This is a genomic window from Pseudomonas sp. MF4836 (assembly GCF_002018875.1).
Taxonomy (GTDB): domain Bacteria; phylum Pseudomonadota; class Gammaproteobacteria; order Pseudomonadales; family Pseudomonadaceae; genus Aquipseudomonas.
This window is the reverse complement of record NZ_MVOL01000004.1, coordinates 38,470-54,646: the sequence shown is the minus strand read 5'-3', so window position 1 is coordinate 54,646 and position 16,177 is coordinate 38,470. Positions and strand designations below refer to the sequence as shown.

General features: G+C 62.2%; 14 protein-coding genes. 11 read left to right on the top strand and 3 right to left on the bottom strand.

All coding sequences use genetic code 11. The features are described 5' to 3' along the window. Window positions 1–4: 4 nt before the first annotated feature. A complete protein-coding gene (gene polA, locus MF4836_RS10365; protein WP_078470268.1) occupies window positions 5–2,803 on the top strand; it encodes a DNA polymerase I in 2,799 nt (932 codons plus the stop codon). A 326-nt stretch (window positions 2,804–3,129) separates the two neighbouring features. Here polA and yihA read toward each other — a convergent pair whose 3' ends face one another. After that, window positions 3,130–3,771, bottom strand: coding sequence for a ribosome biogenesis GTP-binding protein YihA/YsxC (yihA, locus tag MF4836_RS10360; protein ID WP_020295039.1), 642 nt, complete (start codon window positions 3,769–3,771; stop codon window positions 3,130–3,132). A 191-nt stretch (window positions 3,772–3,962) separates the two neighbouring features. Here yihA and MF4836_RS10355 point away from each other — a divergent pair, with 191 nt between their 5' ends. From MF4836_RS10355 to MF4836_RS10325, 7 genes are all read left to right on the top strand, one after another. Beyond that, window positions 3,963–4,253, top strand: coding sequence for a c-type cytochrome (locus MF4836_RS10355; RefSeq protein ID WP_078470267.1), 291 nt, complete (start codon window positions 3,963–3,965; stop codon window positions 4,251–4,253). A 46-nt stretch (window positions 4,254–4,299) separates the two neighbouring features. Continuing rightward, window positions 4,300–4,905, top strand: a complete 606-nt coding sequence (locus tag MF4836_RS10350) for a c-type cytochrome (RefSeq protein WP_020295041.1) — start codon at window positions 4,300–4,302, stop codon at window positions 4,903–4,905. A 198-nt stretch (window positions 4,906–5,103) separates the two neighbouring features. Continuing rightward, complete coding sequence (locus MF4836_RS10345) at window positions 5,104–5,733, top strand: thiol:disulfide interchange protein DsbA/DsbL (protein WP_078470266.1); 630 nt, start codon at window positions 5,104–5,106, stop codon at window positions 5,731–5,733. A 12-nt stretch (window positions 5,734–5,745) separates the two neighbouring features. Further along, window positions 5,746–6,624 carry an endonuclease/exonuclease/phosphatase family protein gene (locus MF4836_RS10340; protein WP_078470265.1) on the top strand — a complete coding sequence of 293 codons (879 nt, stop codon included), beginning with the start codon at window positions 5,746–5,748 and terminating at the stop codon, window positions 6,622–6,624. Further along, complete coding sequence (locus tag MF4836_RS10335; protein WP_078470264.1) at window positions 6,621–8,798, top strand: GGDEF domain-containing protein; 2,178 nt, start codon at window positions 6,621–6,623, stop codon at window positions 8,796–8,798. Before MF4836_RS10340 ends, MF4836_RS10335 begins: the two co-directional genes overlap by 4 nt. A 105-nt stretch (window positions 8,799–8,903) precedes the next feature. Next, a complete protein-coding gene (locus tag MF4836_RS10330) occupies window positions 8,904–9,683 on the top strand; it encodes an N-acetylmuramoyl-L-alanine amidase (protein ID WP_078470263.1) in 780 nt (259 codons plus the stop codon). Between the two features lie 76 nt (window positions 9,684–9,759). Next, window positions 9,760–11,379: an EAL domain-containing protein gene (locus MF4836_RS10325; protein WP_078470262.1), complete on the top strand. Its 1,620-nt coding sequence runs from the start codon at window positions 9,760–9,762 to the stop codon at window positions 11,377–11,379. 6 nt (window positions 11,380–11,385) lie between these two features. Here MF4836_RS10325 and MF4836_RS10320 read toward each other — a convergent pair whose 3' ends face one another. Then, window positions 11,386–13,173 carry an ATP-binding protein gene (locus MF4836_RS10320; protein WP_078470261.1) on the bottom strand — a complete coding sequence of 596 codons (1,788 nt, stop codon included), beginning with the start codon at window positions 13,171–13,173 and terminating at the stop codon, window positions 11,386–11,388. Window positions 13,174–13,183: 10 nt separating this feature from the next. Next, a complete protein-coding gene (algB, locus tag MF4836_RS10315; RefSeq protein WP_078470260.1) occupies window positions 13,184–14,530 on the bottom strand; it encodes a sigma-54-dependent response regulator transcription factor AlgB in 1,347 nt (448 codons plus the stop codon). A gap of 428 nt (window positions 14,531–14,958) precedes the next feature. Here algB and MF4836_RS10310 point away from each other — a divergent pair, with 428 nt between their 5' ends. The 3 genes from MF4836_RS10310 (at window position 14,959) to MF4836_RS10300 (ending at window position 15,959) form a co-directional block, all read left to right on the top strand. After that, window positions 14,959–15,246, top strand: a complete 288-nt coding sequence (locus MF4836_RS10310; RefSeq protein WP_078470259.1) for a hypothetical protein — start codon at window positions 14,959–14,961, stop codon at window positions 15,244–15,246. Window positions 15,247–15,327: 81 nt separating this feature from the next. Next, complete coding sequence (locus MF4836_RS10305) at window positions 15,328–15,492, top strand: DUF1328 domain-containing protein (protein ID WP_003170804.1); 165 nt, start codon at window positions 15,328–15,330, stop codon at window positions 15,490–15,492. A gap of 2 nt (window positions 15,493–15,494) precedes the next feature. After that, window positions 15,495–15,959 carry an inhibitor of vertebrate lysozyme family protein gene (locus tag MF4836_RS10300; protein WP_078470258.1) on the top strand — a complete coding sequence of 155 codons (465 nt, stop codon included), beginning with the start codon at window positions 15,495–15,497 and terminating at the stop codon, window positions 15,957–15,959. Window positions 15,960–16,177 lie beyond the last annotated feature (218 nt).

Here is a 16,177-nt window from a genome sequence, read left to right as displayed (position 1 = left end):
GCTCATGAGCCAAGCCCCCCTCGTCCTGGTGGACGGTTCGTCTTACCTGTACCGCGCGTTCCACGCCCTGCCCCCGCTGACTACGTCCAAAGGCCTGCCGACTGGCGCGGTCAAGGGCGTGTTGAATATGCTCAAAAGTCTGCGCAAGCAGTACCCAAACAGCCCGTTCGCGGTGGTGTTCGACGCCAAGGGTGGGACATTTCGCGATGACATGTACGCCGAGTACAAGGCCAACCGCCCAAGCATGCCCGACGACATGCGGGTGCAGATCGAGCCCTTGCATGCCAGCGTGATTGCCCTGGGGTTCCCGCTGTTGTGCGTCGAAGGGGTCGAGGCCGACGATGTGATCGGCACCCTGGCCCGCAGCAGCGCGGCAGCCGACCGCCCGGTGGTGATCTCCACTGGCGACAAAGACATGGCACAGCTGGTGGACGGGCACATTACTCTGGTCAACACCATGACCGGTAGCAGCATGGACGTGGAGGGCGTGAAGGAGAAATTCGGTGTCGCTCCCGAGCAGATCATCGATTACCTGGCGCTGATGGGCGACTCTTCCGACAACATTCCGGGCGTTCCGGGTATCGGCCCCAAGACCGCTTCGGGGCTGTTGGTGGGGGTCAATGGCGGGCTCAAAGAGCTCTACGAGCAGTTGGATATTGTGCCGACTCTGCCGATTCGGGGGGCCAAGACCCTGCCGGCCAAGCTCGAAGAGCACAAGGAAATGGCGTTCCTGTCCTACCAGCTGGCGACTATCAAGATCGACGTGCCGCTGGATATCGGCCTGGACGACCTGCACCTGGGTGAGCCGGACCGCGAAAAACTGGCCGAGCTCTACAGCCTGCTGGAATTCAAGAGCTGGCTCGATGAGCTGCAACGCGATGCCAAGCGCACCGAGCTCAGCGCCGCAGCCCAGACGGACCTGCTGACCGATGCGCCGGTTGCCGAAGTCGAAGCTGCGGTTACCGTCGAGGCTCAGTACGAAACCATCCTCGACCAGGCTCGATTCGATGTCTGGCTGGAGAAACTGCGCAATGCCGAGCTGATCGCCTTTGATACCGAAACCACCGGTATCGACGCGCAGCAAGCGCAGCTGGTGGGATTGTCGTTCGCGGTGAAGGCCAATGAAGCGGCCTACATTCCGTTGACCCATACCTACATTGGCGTGCCTGAGCAGTTGGATCGCGACCGCGTGCTGCTGGCCTTGAAGCCGATTCTGGAAGATCCGGCCAAGCTCAAGGTCGGCCAACATGCCAAGTTCGACATGAACATCCTGGCCAATTGCGCCATCGGCGGCGATCAGGCCAACGGCATCACGGTGCGCGGCGTCGCCTTCGACACCATGCTTGAGTCCTACGTGCTCAATTCCACCGCCACCCGGCACGACATGGACAGCCTGGCCCAGAAGTACCTGGACCACAGCACCGTGAGCTTCCAGGACATCGCCGGCAAAGGCGCCAAGCAACTGACCTTCGATCAGATCGCCCTCGAACAGGCCGGCCCTTACGCCGCCGAAGACGCCGATGTGACCCTGCGCCTGCACCAGGCCCTGCATCAGAAGCTGGCCGCGATCCCGAGTCTGGCCAGTGTCTTGACCGATATCGAAATGCCGCTGGTGCCGGTCCTGGCCCGCATCGAGCGCCAGGGCGCTTTGGTCGATGCCGCCCTGCTGGGTGTGCAGAGCATCGAGCTGGGCGAGAAGATGATCGCGCTGGAGCGTGAAGCCTTCGAGATTGCCGGTGAAGAGTTCAACCTGGGTTCGCCCAAACAGTTGGGCGCGATCCTCTACGAAAAACTGGGTCTGCCGGTGCTGAAGAAGACCGCCAAGGGCCAGCCTTCGACCGCCGAAGAGGTGCTGGCCAAACTGGCCGAAGATGACTACCCGCTGCCCAAGGTGCTGACCCAGTACCGTTCCATGAGCAAGCTGAAAAGCACCTACACCGACCGCCTGCCGGAGCAGATCAACCCGCGTACCGGGCGGATTCACACGTCTTATCACCAGGCGGTGGCGTCTACCGGTCGTTTGTCGTCCAGCGATCCGAACCTGCAGAACATCCCGGTGCGTACGGCCGAGGGTCGGCGAATCCGTCAGGCCTTCGTCGCCCCGGCTGGCTACAAACTGCTGGCGGCGGACTATTCGCAGATCGAACTGCGGATCATGGCTCACCTGTCCAAGGACGAAGGGTTGCTCAATGCCTTCCGCAACAACCTCGATGTGCACACGGCCACGGCTGCCGAAGTGTTCCGGGTTGAGCTGACGGATGTGTCCTCGGATCAGCGGCGCAGCGCCAAGGCCATCAACTTCGGCCTGATCTACGGCATGGGCGCGCAGAAGCTGGGCAAGGACATCGGCGTCGATACCAAGCAGGCCAAGGCTTATATCGATACCTACTTCGCCCGTTATCCCGGGGTGCGCGAATACATGGACCGCACCCGCGCCCAGGCTGCGGATCAAGGCTACGTCGAAACCTTCTTCGGTCGCCGCCTGTACCTGCCGGAGATCAACTCCAACAAGCCTCAGGAGCGTGCTGCTGCCGAGCGCACCGCAATCAACGCGCCGATGCAGGGCACGGCGGCGGACATCATCAAGAAAGCCATGGTGGCGGTGGACAATTGGCTTGCCGACTCGGGGCTGGATGCCCGGGTGATCCTGCAGGTACACGATGAACTGGTGCTGGAAGTGCGCGAGGACCTGGTGGAACAGGTCAGCCAGGAAATCCGGGTGCACATGAGCGGTGCCGCGGTCCTGGATGTGCCGCTTCTGGTGGAAGTGGGGGTGGGAAACAACTGGGATGAGGCCCACTAAGGGGCGTTTTTCGAGGGCTTTGCCGCGGCATAGTGTCGCGGCAAAGGCTGGCGAAGGGCTATTAGCGCCGAAAATTTCATCGGTTATCGCCAAGAGTTTTTTGGCCTTCCCGGAACTATTTCAGTGAAACGCTACTCAGAGTTACTGAATGGCTGGTGAAGCCCTTCAATGCTCCTATGTTGTGTTAAGTGTTGGCAGATATCTGGACCCCGCCCTAACGGTCCGGACCTTAGACCCCGAACTTCCCCCTCCCCATACGAAGTCCGGGGTTTTTTTTGCCTGCAGGAAACTGCCCGTCTACCTCACAGGCAGCCCCCACCGGCCTTTCAGGCCTCGACTTCAGCGCCTTTGTCGGCCAGTTCCATCCAGTCCGCCAGCACGGTGTACGCCTCTTCCAGGCCCATGCGCTTGGGCGCCGAGAAGAGTTGGATGCTGATGCTGTCGCCCCAGCCTTTGCGGATATCGGCCTGGACCTTGAGCAGGGTGTTCTTGGCTGCGCCGTAGGTCAGCTTGTCGGCCTTGGTCAGCAGAATGTGCATCGGCATGCCGCTGGCCATGGTCCAGTCGAGCATCAGCAGGTCGAAGTCGGTCATTGGATGACGGATGTCCATCATCAGAATCAAGCCCTTCAAGCTCTCGCGGCTGCCCAGGTAGGCTTCCAGGTGGCGCTGCCAGTGCAGCTTGAGCGGGATCGGCACCTTGGCATAACCGTAGCCTGGCAGGTCGACCAGACGGCGTTCATCGTCTAGCTTGAAGAAGTTCAACAGCTGTGTGCGCCCCGGAGTTTTCGAGGTGCGCGCCAGGCTGGCGTGGGTCAGGGTGTTCAGGGCGCTGGATTTGCCGGCGTTGGAACGCCCGGCAAAGGCCACTTCAAAGCCTTCGTCGTCGGGGCATTGATCGACTTTGGCGGCGCTGAGCATGAAGGTGGACTGTTGGCACAGGCCGAGAATGGGGTTTTTCAGTTGCATGGGATTTCCGATAGGGGCGGTGCCGAGAATGGGTGCGGCAAGCAGTTCATTTCCGTTTCAGTAGCGCCAGTATATAATGTCGCAGATTTTGTGTGTGCTTTGTCCCGGCGTAGGATGAAGTTCACGAGAGCGATAGACCTTGATTGCGCATTAGAACGCAGAACGCTCTCAAACCCTGAAAAGGTCGTTTTATGACGAAGTGGCTGCTAGCTGCCGGTGTCTTGATGCCGCTTTACAGCGCTCAGGCTACACAGGATCCGGAAGCCATGTACAACCGTGCTTGTGGTGCCTGCCATGCCGGACAGCTGCCAAACGCTCCCCAAAAGGGTGACAAGGCAGCTTGGGCGCCGAGGTTGGCGCAAGGTATGGAGACGCTGGTGCAACACGTGACCCAGGGTTTCAAGGCGATGCCGCCGCGTGGTTTGTGCATGGAATGCAGTGCCGAGGATTACCGAGTCATCATCCTTTGGATGAGCGAGTGATCCCGGTCCATAACTCTTTAACCCTTAGCCGTAGTTGGATTAGCTGATGAACAAATTGATCGTGAGTCTGCTGTTGACCTTGGGCATCACGGGCGTGGCCCATGCTGCGGGCGACGCTGCTGCAGGCCAGGCAAAAGCCGCTGTATGTGGTGCTTGCCATGGTCCGGATGGGAACAGCATGGCGCCTAACTTTCCAAAACTGGCGGGTCAGGGTGAGCGTTACCTGAACAAGCAGTTGCACGACATCAAGTCCGGAAAGCGCCAGGTGCTGGAAATGACTGGCCTGCTGACCAACCTGAGCGATCAGGACCTGGCTGACATCGCCGCCTACTTCGCCAGCCAGAAAGGCAGCGTCGGTGCGGCAGATCCCAAGGTCGTGGCTCGCGGCGAAGAACTGTTCCGCGGCGGCAAGCTGGACCAGGGCATGCCAGCCTGCACCGGTTGCCACTCGCCAAACGGCACGGGCAACGCAGCTGCCGGCTTCCCGCACCTGGGTGGCCAGCACGCTCAATACGTGACCAAGCAGCTGACCGACTTCCGTGAAGGCAATCGCACCAACGACGGCGACACCATGGTCATGCGCAGCATTGCGGCCAAGCTCAGCAACAAAGACATCGAAGCGGTGTCCAGCTACATTCAAGGCCTGCACTAAGGCCGGCGCGATCGAACGATGCCCGGGCGGTTGCCGTTGGCAGCGTTAATGATCGATTAATCTGTCGGTGCAAAGATAAAGGGTGGCTCAGGCCGCCCTTTTTTATGGCGTCTGCCGCTACACTAGCGAACTCAAGCCCGCCATGGCCTGTCTGAACTCAGGTCGCGCGAGGCGCCCTTATTTGTTCAGGAGTAAAGCATGCGTAATCTGATTCTGAGCGCCGCTCTCGTCACCGCCAGCCTGTTTGGCGTGACCGCTCAAGCCGCCGAGCCGATTGTTGCCGGTAAACAATATGTCGAGCTGAGCAACGCGGTTCCGGTTGCGGTGCCTGGAAAGATCGAAGTGGTCGAGCTGTTCTGGTACGGCTGCCCACACTGCTACGCCTTCGAGCCGACCATCAACCCATGGGTTGAGAAGCTGCCGGCTGATGTCAATTTCGTACGCATTCCCGCCATGTTCGGCGGTATCTGGAACGTCCACGGCCAGCTGTTCATCACCCTGGAAGCCATGGGTGTCGAGCACAGTGTCCATAAAGCCGTGTTCGAAGCCATCCATAGCGGCAAGAAACTGGCGACCCCTGACGAAATGGCCGAGTTCCTGGCCGGCGAAGGTGTCGACAAGGACAAGTTCCTGAGCACCTACAACTCGTTCGCCGTTAAAGGCAAGGTTGAAGACGCCAAGAAGAAGGCCCAGGCCTACCAGATCTCCGGCGTACCGACCATGGTCGTCAACGGCAAGTATCGCTTTGACCTGGGCAGCGCCGAAGGTCCAGAAGGTGCCTTGAACGTCGCTGACCAGCTGATCGCCAAAGAGCGAGCGGCCAAGTAAGCGGCGCCTGCCATGGCGCGCTGGGGCACTGAACGCATCGTTGGCCTGCACGACCCGCAGGTCAACGAAGACCATCTGGCAGCGACCGGCCTGCCGGCCGACAGTCGCCTGCGTTTACTCAGTTTCAATATCCAGGTCGGTATCAGCACCGAACGTTACCGGCATTACCTGACCCGTGGCTGGCAGCACCTGCTGCCGCACACCGGGCGTGCCGACAATCTGCAAAAGATCGGTAACCTGCTGGGCGACTTCGACCTGGTGGCGCTGCAGGAAGCCGATGGCGGCAGCCTGCGATCCGGCTATGTCAACCAGGTCGAACACCTGGCTCAGCTGGGCGCGTTCCCTTACTGGTATCAACAGCTCAACCGCAACCTGGGGCGTCTCGGCCAGCACAGCAATGGTGTGCTCAGCCGCTTGAAACCCTGGGCGATTGAAGACCACCCGTTGCCCGGGCCCAAGGGGCGCGGCGCGATTCTCGTGCGTTTTGGCGAGGGTCCCGAGGCGTTGGTGGTGGTGATGATGCACCTGGCTCTGGGGGCTCGTGCCCGCACCCGGCAATTGGCCTATATCCGCGAGTTGATCGGCGGCTATCGCCATCAGGTGCTGATGGGCGACATGAACACCCACGCCAGCGATCTGCTGGAAAGTTCTCCGCTGCGCGACCTGGGCCTGCTGGCCCCGCAACTGCAAGCGACCTTTCCCAGCTGGCGCCCGCAACGCTGCCTTGACCATATTCTGCTCAGCCCCAGCCTCACTCTGGAGCGTGTCGAGGTCCTGGCCCAACCGATTTCCGATCACCTGCCGGTCGCGGTAGAGATTCGTCTGCCGGGTTCGCTCACGGCTGATGCATTGCCCGCGTTGAGTCCTGCCCCTCGCGGATCCCATGAATGAGCGACGACGCCCAGCGCTGGAAAGAGAAGTACCTCAAAAGCATTGAACAACAGGAAAAGCTCGAGCGACGCTGGGATGCCCGCCTCGACTTGCTACGCCGTGGGCTGGTGCGCAGCACCCTGGCGGCGGAGGGTACGGATCGCGCGGTCGATCAGTGCATGAAGGAAATGCGCGACGTGGTGCGCAGCGACGATATGGACGCGGCCCTGGCCGCCCTGTTGCCGCGCCTGGAAAAAGCCGTGCTCGACTCCGAGCAGCGGCGCGAGACCCGCGTCGAGCAGATGAGCAGCGCGCTGACGGCTTTGGTCGCTCAACTCCAGACTCTGCCGTTGCCCCGAGAGGTTCGCCGACCGCTGAAGGCGTTCGCCAAGCAATTGGATGGTCGGGTTGGGCAGGCACGGGAAATTCCATTGCTGCTCAGCGAGCTGAGCAATTTGCAGGGCAAGGCACTGAGCCAGTTGGATGCGCCGGCCGAGCCGGAGCGGCCGGGCCTGTTGCAACGCCTGTTTGGCCATCGCGATGCCCAGCCAGAGGGCACAGAGCCCGCGCCGCAAAGCCCGGCACTGGCGGCACCCGAAGCGGGTCCGGTGGTCAGCGAGGTCGAGCGCGCGTCGCCTGCGCCAGTGGCTGAAGCCCCGCGCCAGGCGCTGCCGGCTGCTGTCGAGGTGCCTGCAGCCCCTGAGCCGGCGCCAGCTCCGACAGTGGCACCGGCCGCCGCCGCTGAAATCACTCCGCCCGTTGCGGCCCTGGAGCCCGACGTCACCAAGACCCCGGAAGAGCCGGAACCGTCGCAGTTGCCGCCCGCCGCGCAAGTCGTGGCGTTCGTGCCACCGGTGCTGGCCTCCCCTGGCGAGCCTGCCGCAGCCGCAGCCGAGTTGCCCGTCGAGCCTGTGGTTGAAGCGCCAGCGCCGAGCGCTGTGGCGCCTGAAGCCGCAGAGGTGCCCAGCCCTGAGCTCGACAACCCGGACGAATTGACCCCGACCGTGGCGCTCGAAGACAGCGTGCCGAGCGTACCGCTGATCGACAGCCTGCCCCTGCCGGCCGTGATGGCCGAAGCCCTGGCCGCGATTGACCCCGAGCAGCCCGAAGAGGACGTGCTCTACGCCCTGCCTGATTCCCCCGAGCCGTCCTACAGCTCGGTGGCCAAGCACATCGAACACACGCTGCTTGGCCTGCTGGACGACCTGAGTCTGCCCGAGCGCCATCGGCCCCAGGCCGAAGCCATGCGTGATCGCCTGCAACATGGGCTCAACTGGTATGAATTGCTGCCGATCCTCGACGATCTGGCGGTGTTGATGCTGGCGATCACCGACAGCGGTCAGCATGAGTTCGAGGTGTACCTCAAGCAGTTGAACGAGCGCCTGGAATCGTTCCAGAGCAACCTGCAGGCCGCCAGCGATGGGCATGCCGACAGCCACTCCGCAGCGCGGGCCATGGATACGCAGATCCGCGAGCAGGTCGACGGCTTGCAGAGCAGCGTTCAGGAAGCAGCCGATCTGGAAGACCTCAAGCAGGTGCTGGAAAGCCACCTCGAGGGGCTGCTGGGGACCATGGACCATCACCAGAAGCAACGGGACGAACGCGAGAAGGAAGTGGCCGCGCGCCTGCAAAGCCTGGCCGAGCGCGTCTCAAGCATGGAGCAGGAAGCCCAGGGCTATCGCGAGCACTTGGAAGAACAGCGGCAGAAGGCGCTGATCGATCCTTTGACCGGCCTGCCTAACCGCGCGGCCTGGAGCGAGCGGCTGGAGCATGAAATCGCCCAATGGCAGCAGCACGGCAACACCCTGTTGCTGGCGATGCTCGACCTTGATCACTTCAAGCGCATCAACGACAACTACGGCCACCTTGCCGGTGACAAAGTGCTGAAAATCATTGCCACCGTGCTGCGCAAGCGCCTGCGTGGCAGTGATTTCATCGCCCGCTTCGGCGGTGAAGAGTTTGTCCTGATGATGCCCGATACCACCGTCGCGGTCGGTGCGCGGCTGGTGGAGGCCCTGCGCTCCGCCATCGAAGCCTGCCCGTTCCACTTCAAGGGCGAGCGCGTGACCATTACCGTGTCCATCGGCATGAGTGCGTTCAAAAGCGGCGAACGCAGCGAGCAGGTGTTGAAAAGAGCCGATCAGGCGCTGTATCGGGCGAAAGATGCCGGACGCAACCGGGTGGAGATCGGCTAAACCGGATTTGTCCTATTTTTGTGTAAAACGCCGGCTTTCGCCGGCCCGGCCCGGAGCAGTACGTTACACTGTTGCATTATTGTCTGCCGCGTACTGCTCTCTGCCATGAAATCTCTTGTGTTTGCCCTCTCGTTTTTACTGCTGGCCGGTTGCGCCAGTGGTCCTCGAATCGACACCAGCCACCCTTCGGTCAACTTCGACAATCGCGCGCAGTTCATCGTCGTGCATTACACCTCGGCCTCCCTGGAACGTTCGCTGGCACTGCTGACCCATGGCCAGGTCAGTAGCCATTACCTGATCGGCGACGACAAGGCGGGCACCATCTTCAAGCTGGTGGACGAGAATTACCGCGCCTGGCACGCCGGAGAAAGCGAGTGGCAAGGCCGCACCTGGCTCAACTCCAGTTCCATTGGCATTGAAATCGTCAACCCGGGCTTTCGCGATACCCCCACCGGCCGCGTCTGGTACCCCTACAGCGAAGCGCAGATCCAGAACCTGATCGTGCTGCTCAAAGACATCAGCAAGCGCAACAACATTTCGCCCCGCCATATCATCGGGCACAGTGACATCGCCCCCCTGCGCAAGCTCGACCCGGGCCCGCTGTTCCCCTGGAAGCGCCTGGCGGATGCCGGCCTCGGCCAATGGCCCAATGCCCAGGCGGTTGCGCGACAGCAGGCGGTGTATGCCCAGGCGTTGCCCAGCGCGACCTGGTTCCAGCAGGAATTGGCTCGCCTGGGCTACACCACCCCCCAGACCGGCGAGTTCGACGTGGCGACCCGGCATGTATTGACGGCATTCCAGATGCATTTCCGCCCGGGCCGCTTTGATGGCATCGCCGATGCCGAAAGCGCGGCAATCCTGCAGGTACTCAACCAGACAAAATAATGACGCCCGCCAGACGGTCCGGGCGTTTTCTCAATCAGTTGCTATAACTCATTGGTAATCCTTCGGATATCCAATCATGCCCGCTGCTCGCGAGCTCTTGCGCACCTGGTTCCATCGCCCGTGGTTATTGGCGGTGCTGGCGGCTGGGTTGAGCGCGGGGTTGCTGCTGCTCGGAAGCGCCGGGGTGGCCATGCATCAGGTCGAACAGCGCGAGAGCGAGCAGATGAATGCCCAGGGCGAGCGCTTCCTGGAGCGTCTGGAGCAACTGTTTGGCCAGTTGCGCGAAGGCCTGGATGTGCTGGAGGCGCAGCCCCTGCGTGAATGCAGCGGCGATATGGTCGCCGCGCTGCAGCAGGTGAGCTTCAACTACCGCTTCATTTATGAGGCGGCCTACATCGATGCCACCCAGGCCTGCTCCAATTGGCCGCGCCAGGACAGCCTGGCGGCGATCCGTGCCCCGGATATCAGGGGCCCGACCTACAGCTACTGGCTCAACACCTCGACCCAACCCAACGAAAACCTCGCGGCGCTGATGCTGGGGCGTGGCAACTTCCGAGTCGCCACCTCCCGTGGGCATCTGACCGATGTCGTGGACCTGCCGGCCAACAGCAGCCTGATGGTGGTAGTGGACCATGGCACCCGCGCCATCCCGGTGCTTGGCCAGGCCCTGCCATGGCCGGTGGCCGAACCGGTGCCGCCGGGCAATCACGATGCCCTGCAGGTGACACCGACCCGCCTGATCTATCGCATGCCCACCCGCACGCCCGAGTATCAGTTGGTGCTGGTCACCCCGCGCGCGAGCATGCAGGCCGAGATGCTGGAGGACTGGTGGTGGCTGCTGCCCATCAGCCTGCTGTTATCGACCTTTATCGGCGGCCTGGTCTATCAACTGGCGCGCCAGAGCCAATCGCTGGGTGGGGAGTTGCACGGAGCCCTGCGCCGCGATGAATTGCAGGTGCTGTACCAGCCAATCTTCGACCTCAATACCCGCCGCTGCGTCGGTGCCGAAGCCCTGCTGCGCTGGCGCCGCCCGGATGGCACCCTGACCAGCCCCGACCTGTTCATCCCCCTGGCGGAAAACACCGGGCAGATCCGCCAGATCACCGACTTTGTCCTGCAGCGCCTGTTGGAGCAGTTGGGGCACCTGCTGCGGGCCAATCCGCAGCTGTACATCTCCGTCAACCTGGCGGCCTGCGATGTGATGGTGCCGCGCATTGGCCAGGTAATGGCCCGGCTGCTGGCCTTGCATCACGTGGCGGCGCGGCAGATTGCGTTCGAGGTGACCGAGCGTGGGCTGATCGATGTGGTGGTGGCCCGCGACAACTTGCAGGCACTGCGCGATGTCGGGCATCAGGTATTGATCGACGATTTCGGCACCGGTTATTGCAGCCTGGCGTACTTGCAGACCCTGCCGGTGGACTGCCTGAAGATCGACAAGGCGTTTATCGACGCTCTGGGCCACGACGCCGCCAGCAGTGGCGTGGCCCCGCATATCATTCGCATGGCCCACGCCCTGCAACTCAAGGTGATTGCCGAGGGCATCGAGTATGAAGATCAGGCGTTGCTGCTGAGCAGCGAGGGGGTGAGCTACGGCCAGGGCTGGCTGTTCGCCCACGCCCTGACGGCGATGCAGTTTATCGAATTGGTCACCCGCGGCCGGCGCCTGGCGCCAAGGCGTATCGACGACGAAGCCTGAAACCTGCTAGAGCGGCAACGCCAGGTAGAACTGGGTGCCCTGCCCCGGCCTTGAGTAGACGCCCATGCGCCCGCCGTGCAGTTGGACGATCTCCTTGCACAGCGCCAGGCCCAGGCCGGCGCCGCCTTTCTTGCGGCCGACCTGGACGAAGGGCTCGAAAATCCGCCCTTGCTGCCCATAGGCAATGCCTTCGCCATTGTCTTCGATGCTGATGATCACCCGTTCGCCATGGCGCCTGGCCTGCAGGCGGATCTGCCCGCCAGGGCCGGTGTGCCGCAAGGCATTGTCGATCAGGTTGTCCAGCACCCGCTCCAGCTGTTGCTGGTCGGCGTTCAGGCGCGGCAGCGGTGCCTGGACCTCCACCAGCAGCTCGATGTCCTTGTCCCGGGCCTCGCCGGCGAAGCGCTGTTGCGCCTGTTCCAGCAGGTTCTCGATGGTGCAGGGCGCCAGGGTGAGTTTTTGCAGGCCGTTCTGATAACGGGAGAAATTCAGCAGGTCGTTGATCAGTTGCATCAGGCGCTGCATTTCTTCGTTGACGGTATTGAGCAGGTCCGCCTCGCGGGAGTCCTCGGCGAAATGCACCCGCTCCTGCAACAGGCCGAAGGCCATGTGCATGCCGGTGACCGGGGTGCGCAATTCGTGGGAGGCACGCAGCACGAACTCGCTGCGTACCCGCTCGAAGGCCCGTTGTTCGGTCACGTCGTGCAGCACCATCACCGCCCCGAGAATATGCCCCTGGGTATGGCTGACCGGGGTCAGGCTGTAGGTCAGCAGGCGCGATTCCCCGTCCACTTCGATGGCCAGGTCCTCTGGCGCGCGCTCCAGGTTGCCGCCGCGCAGCACCAGTTGCAGTTGTTCGTCGAGCTCCGGGCGCTCCAGGGCGCTGCCCAGGCCTTGGCCGAGGCGTTCCTCGTCCCAGCCCAGCTGGCGCTGCGCTACCGGGTTGAGGTGCTCCAGGCGGCCTTGGCGGTCGATCATCAGCAGGCCGTCGTCGATGCTGTCGAGTACCGCCTGCAAGCGCTGCTGGCCGGCCAGCAGTTCATCGATATTGGTCGCCTGATGCTGGCGCAGGGCCTCGGCCATGATCCCGAAGCGGCGGGTCAGCAGGTTCATCTCCGCCGCCGAGGAGATCGGCAGGGTCACTTCGAAATTGCCCTGTCCGATATTGTCGGCCGCCTTGGCCAGGGCCTCGATCGGTGCACCGAAGCGCCGGGCAATGCCATGGGCGGTGATAAAGCCGATGATCAGCACCGCCACGCCCACCAGCCCCAGCAGGCCGGCGATCAACAGCGCCCGATCACGGGCCTTGCTCTCGATGTGGTTGATGTTGTCCAGGGCTTGCTTGTGTTCATTGATCAAACCACTGCGCAATGCATTGAAGCGGTCGGTCAGTTGCTGATTGCCTTTGATCCCCAGGGTTGCGTGCTCGGCATTCTGGTAGGCCTCCATAAAGCCCAGGTAATCGCTGCGGGCCTGGTGGAAGTTGCCGTTCGCATCGCCCTGGCGCTGATACTCGATGCCCTGGTCGAGCAGTTCCAGGTAGTGCTGCTTGGACGCTTCCAGGGCGGTCAGGTCGGGGTTGTCGCCGAGCATGATGATGAGTTGATCACCCAGGGTCTGGCGCAGCTTGAGGCCCAGGTCCAGGGTGATGAAGTTGCTGCGGATCAGCGATTCCTGGTTCTTGGCCATCTGCATCACGCTGACCAGCCCCAGCAGCAGCCCCAGTAGGGCCACGGTGATCAACGCGGAAATGCTCAGGAACAGCCGCGTGCGCAGTTTCATCGCTAACTTCATGAAATGCAGCTCACAGGTTGTACTGTTTACGTTTGCGATACAGGGTCGAAGCATCGATGCCGAGTGTCTTGGCCGCCTGGTCGAGGGTGTCGCTGGTAGCCAGCACTGCGCCGATATGGGCTTTTTCCAACTCGTCCAGGCTTAGCGCTGCGCCGATGCGCGGGGCGTTGTTGGTGGGTTGTTCGGCCATGCCCAGGTGGCTGATTTCCACCCGTTCCTGAGGGCAGATGATGCTCGCGCGCTCCACCACGTTGCGCAGCTCGCGGATATTGCCGGGCCAGCGGTAGTTGAGCAGCGCTTCCCGCGCCTCGTCGCTGAAGCCCCGGGCCGGGCGCGCGTATTCCTTGACGAAGCGCGCCAGGAAACGATCGGCCAGGGTCAGGATGTCCTCACTGCGTTCGCGCAGGGGCGGCAGGTGCAGGGTGATCACGTTCAGGCGGTACAGCAGGTCTTCACGGAAGCGTCCGTCACGCACCATGTCCTCGAGGTTGAGGTTGGTGGCGGCGAGGATCCGCACGTCGGCGCGGCGGGTCACCGGGTCGCCCACGCGCTCGTATTCCTTGTCCTGGATAAAGCGCAGCAGCTTGGGTTGCAGGGTCAGGGGGAAGTCGCCGATTTCGTCCAGAAACAAGGTGCCGCCATCGGCCTGGTTGACCCGGCCCAGGGTGCTTTCGCTGGCCCCGGTAAAGGCGCCGCGGCTGTGGCCGAAGAGCTCGCTCTCCATCAACTCCGCGGTCAGGGACGGGCAGTTGATGGTGACGCAGGACTTTTTCGCGCGCTTGCTCCAGCCGTGAATGGCCCGGGCCAGCTCGCCTTTACCGGTACCGGACTTGCCCAGGATCAATATGTTGGCATCGGTGCTGGCCACCTGGCGCGCGGTTTCCAGTACCACCTTCATCGCCGGGCTGTGGGAGTCCAGGCCGTCCTTGGGTTTGCGCACTTCACCTTCAAGGGCTTCCAGGCGCGCCGAGAGCTGGCGCACTTCCAGTTGCTTGGCGGTGGCCAGGCGCAGTTGGTCGGGGCTGCAGGGCTTGACCAGGTAATCGGCGGCGCCGGCCTGGATCGCATCCACCGCAGTGTCGACTGCCGAATGCGCGGTCACGATCACCACGCGCATCCACGGCGCCTGGGTGCGCATTTGCGCCAGTACATCCAGGCCGTTGTCTTCCCCCAGGCGCAGGTCGAGGAAGCACAGGTCGAACACCTGGCGTTGCAACAGGGCGTCGGCCTGGGCCGCGCTGTTGGCGGTGGCGACGGTATAGCCCTCATCTTCCAGGCAGTAGCGGAAGGTGCGAAGGATCGCGGACTCATCATCCACCAGAAGGATACGACCTTGTTTTTCCGGCGTTGATGCCATTTCCCACTCTCCTTAAATGAACTGTCTTATTTAGTCCCGGAAAAATCGGGCAAGTTGCAATGTTAATTCTGATCCATTCCAGGACATGCAGGTTAGTTATCTCCCGACCTAATAGCTAATGACCTGAATTGGCGGATTTTTCGCGGTTTTGCCGGGGTGTTGTTCAGTCTGGCCTAGGGCCAGCAAAGTTCCCCGGGGGTGATTGGCGGCGCCCAGAACCCGACGAATCGTGCATTTCGCACGGCGTGCCGGGGGCCATCGTGCAGGATGCGTGCGAACAAGGTGTTTTTGTATTTCATAACCTATTGATTTTATTGGTTATTTAATCATTTTCGAAGCTGGCATGGGGGCTGCAATGTAGTCACTATCAAGGGGCGATTTGCACGGCCCCGCTAATAACATCACCACAGTGTGGGAGGAGTTTCAGGATGAGCCGCCAAAGCCTTGCCCAATTGCGCATTTCGCCTCTGCACTTGCAGCAGGGTCTGTTCGCCAGCCTCGCGTTGCTGGTGACCCTGATTGGCGGCCAGCAGTTTCAGCAGTGGCAGCACGCCCAGCAGCAGCAAGCGCTGCGTGTGCCGGCTCATCAATTCACCCAGACCCATTTCAGCCAGGCGGGCAGCGCATCTGCCGCCTCGGCGCCGATGCAGATGATGGCAGTCGACCAGGCTCAGCCTGCGCTCGAGGCGCCCGCTCAGCAGCGCTGGGTGTTCTAGGCAAAAGGCCCGGCGCGCATTCAGCGCACCGGCGCTGGCAACACAAGCGGCATCCCCAATAGAAGAGTAAGGAGAATCACCATGTTGAGCTGGGCAATCACATTCCTGATCATCGCCATTGTCGCTGCTGTACTGGGCTTCGGTGGTATCGCGGGCACCGCCACGGGTATCGCCAAAATTCTCTTTGTCGTGTTCCTAGTGATGTTTATCGCTTCCTTCTTCTTTGGCCGTCGCGGCCGAGGCTGACCATGAGCTTTTCGTTCAAGACATTGACGGCCGCGCTGTTGCTGGGTGGCAGCACCCTGGCAATGGCGGCCAACGATGGCCAGGCGCGGGTCAATGAGCTGCTCAGCTCGGACCCGCAGTACCGTGAGACCTGGCAAGGGGTTGTGCACAAGGAAGAGCGGTTGCCGGAGTGGGTGATGAACCTCTCGGGTGATGCGCAGCAAATGAACGCCGTTGCAGAAGACGGCGACAAGTACCTGGTCGGGCCGCTGTGCGAAACCGCGCAGACCTGCCTGAACAAGCGCTTGATCGTCGCCGTCAGTTTCGACAAGAAACACGCCTACGCCATGCTGGTCGAAGTGCCGGCGGGCCTGCCCGCAGACAAGTCGCCCACCCGCCATGCCGAGTACCGTTTCCTCGGCAAGCCGGACGAAGGCATGCAGGCGCTGTTGAAAGAGCAACTCAAGAAAGACCCGAACTGGTACTGAGTTCAGAGGTTTTGCTGACAGGCAGAGGCGCCGGCCCAGGCGCTTCTGACTCTTGCCCCGGCCTGAGGAAGGCTTGGGCATGACCAAGGGGCCGGGACGTTCTGATTGTTTCAGGATCGGAGTGACCTAGGGGTACAGGGAGTGCCTCCGCAAGGGCCGGGTCAGGAAAGAGCGGCGGCGCAAGTTCCCAAGCCAATCGTGGCTTGACGGACTTGCGG

Bases quoted from the DNA above. Each gene is read 5' to 3' on its own strand.
- polA (WP_078470268.1), top strand. From the start codon at position 5: ATGAGCCAAGCCCCCCTCGTCCTGGTGGACGGTTCGTCTTACCTGTAC.
- yihA (WP_020295039.1), bottom strand. From the start codon at position 3,771: ATGCAACTGAAAAACCCCATTCTCGGCCTGTGCCAACAGTCCACCTTC.
- MF4836_RS10355 (WP_078470267.1), top strand. From the start codon at position 3,963: ATGACGAAGTGGCTGCTAGCTGCCGGTGTCTTGATGCCGCTTTACAGC.
- MF4836_RS10350 (WP_020295041.1), top strand. From the start codon at position 4,300: ATGAACAAATTGATCGTGAGTCTGCTGTTGACCTTGGGCATCACGGGC.
- MF4836_RS10345 (WP_078470266.1), top strand. From the start codon at position 5,104: ATGCGTAATCTGATTCTGAGCGCCGCTCTCGTCACCGCCAGCCTGTTT.
- MF4836_RS10340 (WP_078470265.1), top strand. From the start codon at position 5,746: ATGGCGCGCTGGGGCACTGAACGCATCGTTGGCCTGCACGACCCGCAG.
- MF4836_RS10335 (WP_078470264.1), top strand. From the start codon at position 6,621: ATGAGCGACGACGCCCAGCGCTGGAAAGAGAAGTACCTCAAAAGCATT.
- MF4836_RS10330 (WP_078470263.1), top strand. From the start codon at position 8,904: ATGAAATCTCTTGTGTTTGCCCTCTCGTTTTTACTGCTGGCCGGTTGC.
- MF4836_RS10325 (WP_078470262.1), top strand. From the start codon at position 9,760: ATGCCCGCTGCTCGCGAGCTCTTGCGCACCTGGTTCCATCGCCCGTGG.
- MF4836_RS10320 (WP_078470261.1), bottom strand. From the start codon at position 13,173: ATGAAGTTAGCGATGAAACTGCGCACGCGGCTGTTCCTGAGCATTTCC.
- algB (WP_078470260.1), bottom strand. From the start codon at position 14,530: ATGGCATCAACGCCGGAAAAACAAGGTCGTATCCTTCTGGTGGATGAT.
- MF4836_RS10310 (WP_078470259.1), top strand. From the start codon at position 14,959: ATGAGCCGCCAAAGCCTTGCCCAATTGCGCATTTCGCCTCTGCACTTG.
- MF4836_RS10305 (WP_003170804.1), top strand. From the start codon at position 15,328: ATGTTGAGCTGGGCAATCACATTCCTGATCATCGCCATTGTCGCTGCT.
- MF4836_RS10300 (WP_078470258.1), top strand. From the start codon at position 15,495: ATGAGCTTTTCGTTCAAGACATTGACGGCCGCGCTGTTGCTGGGTGGC.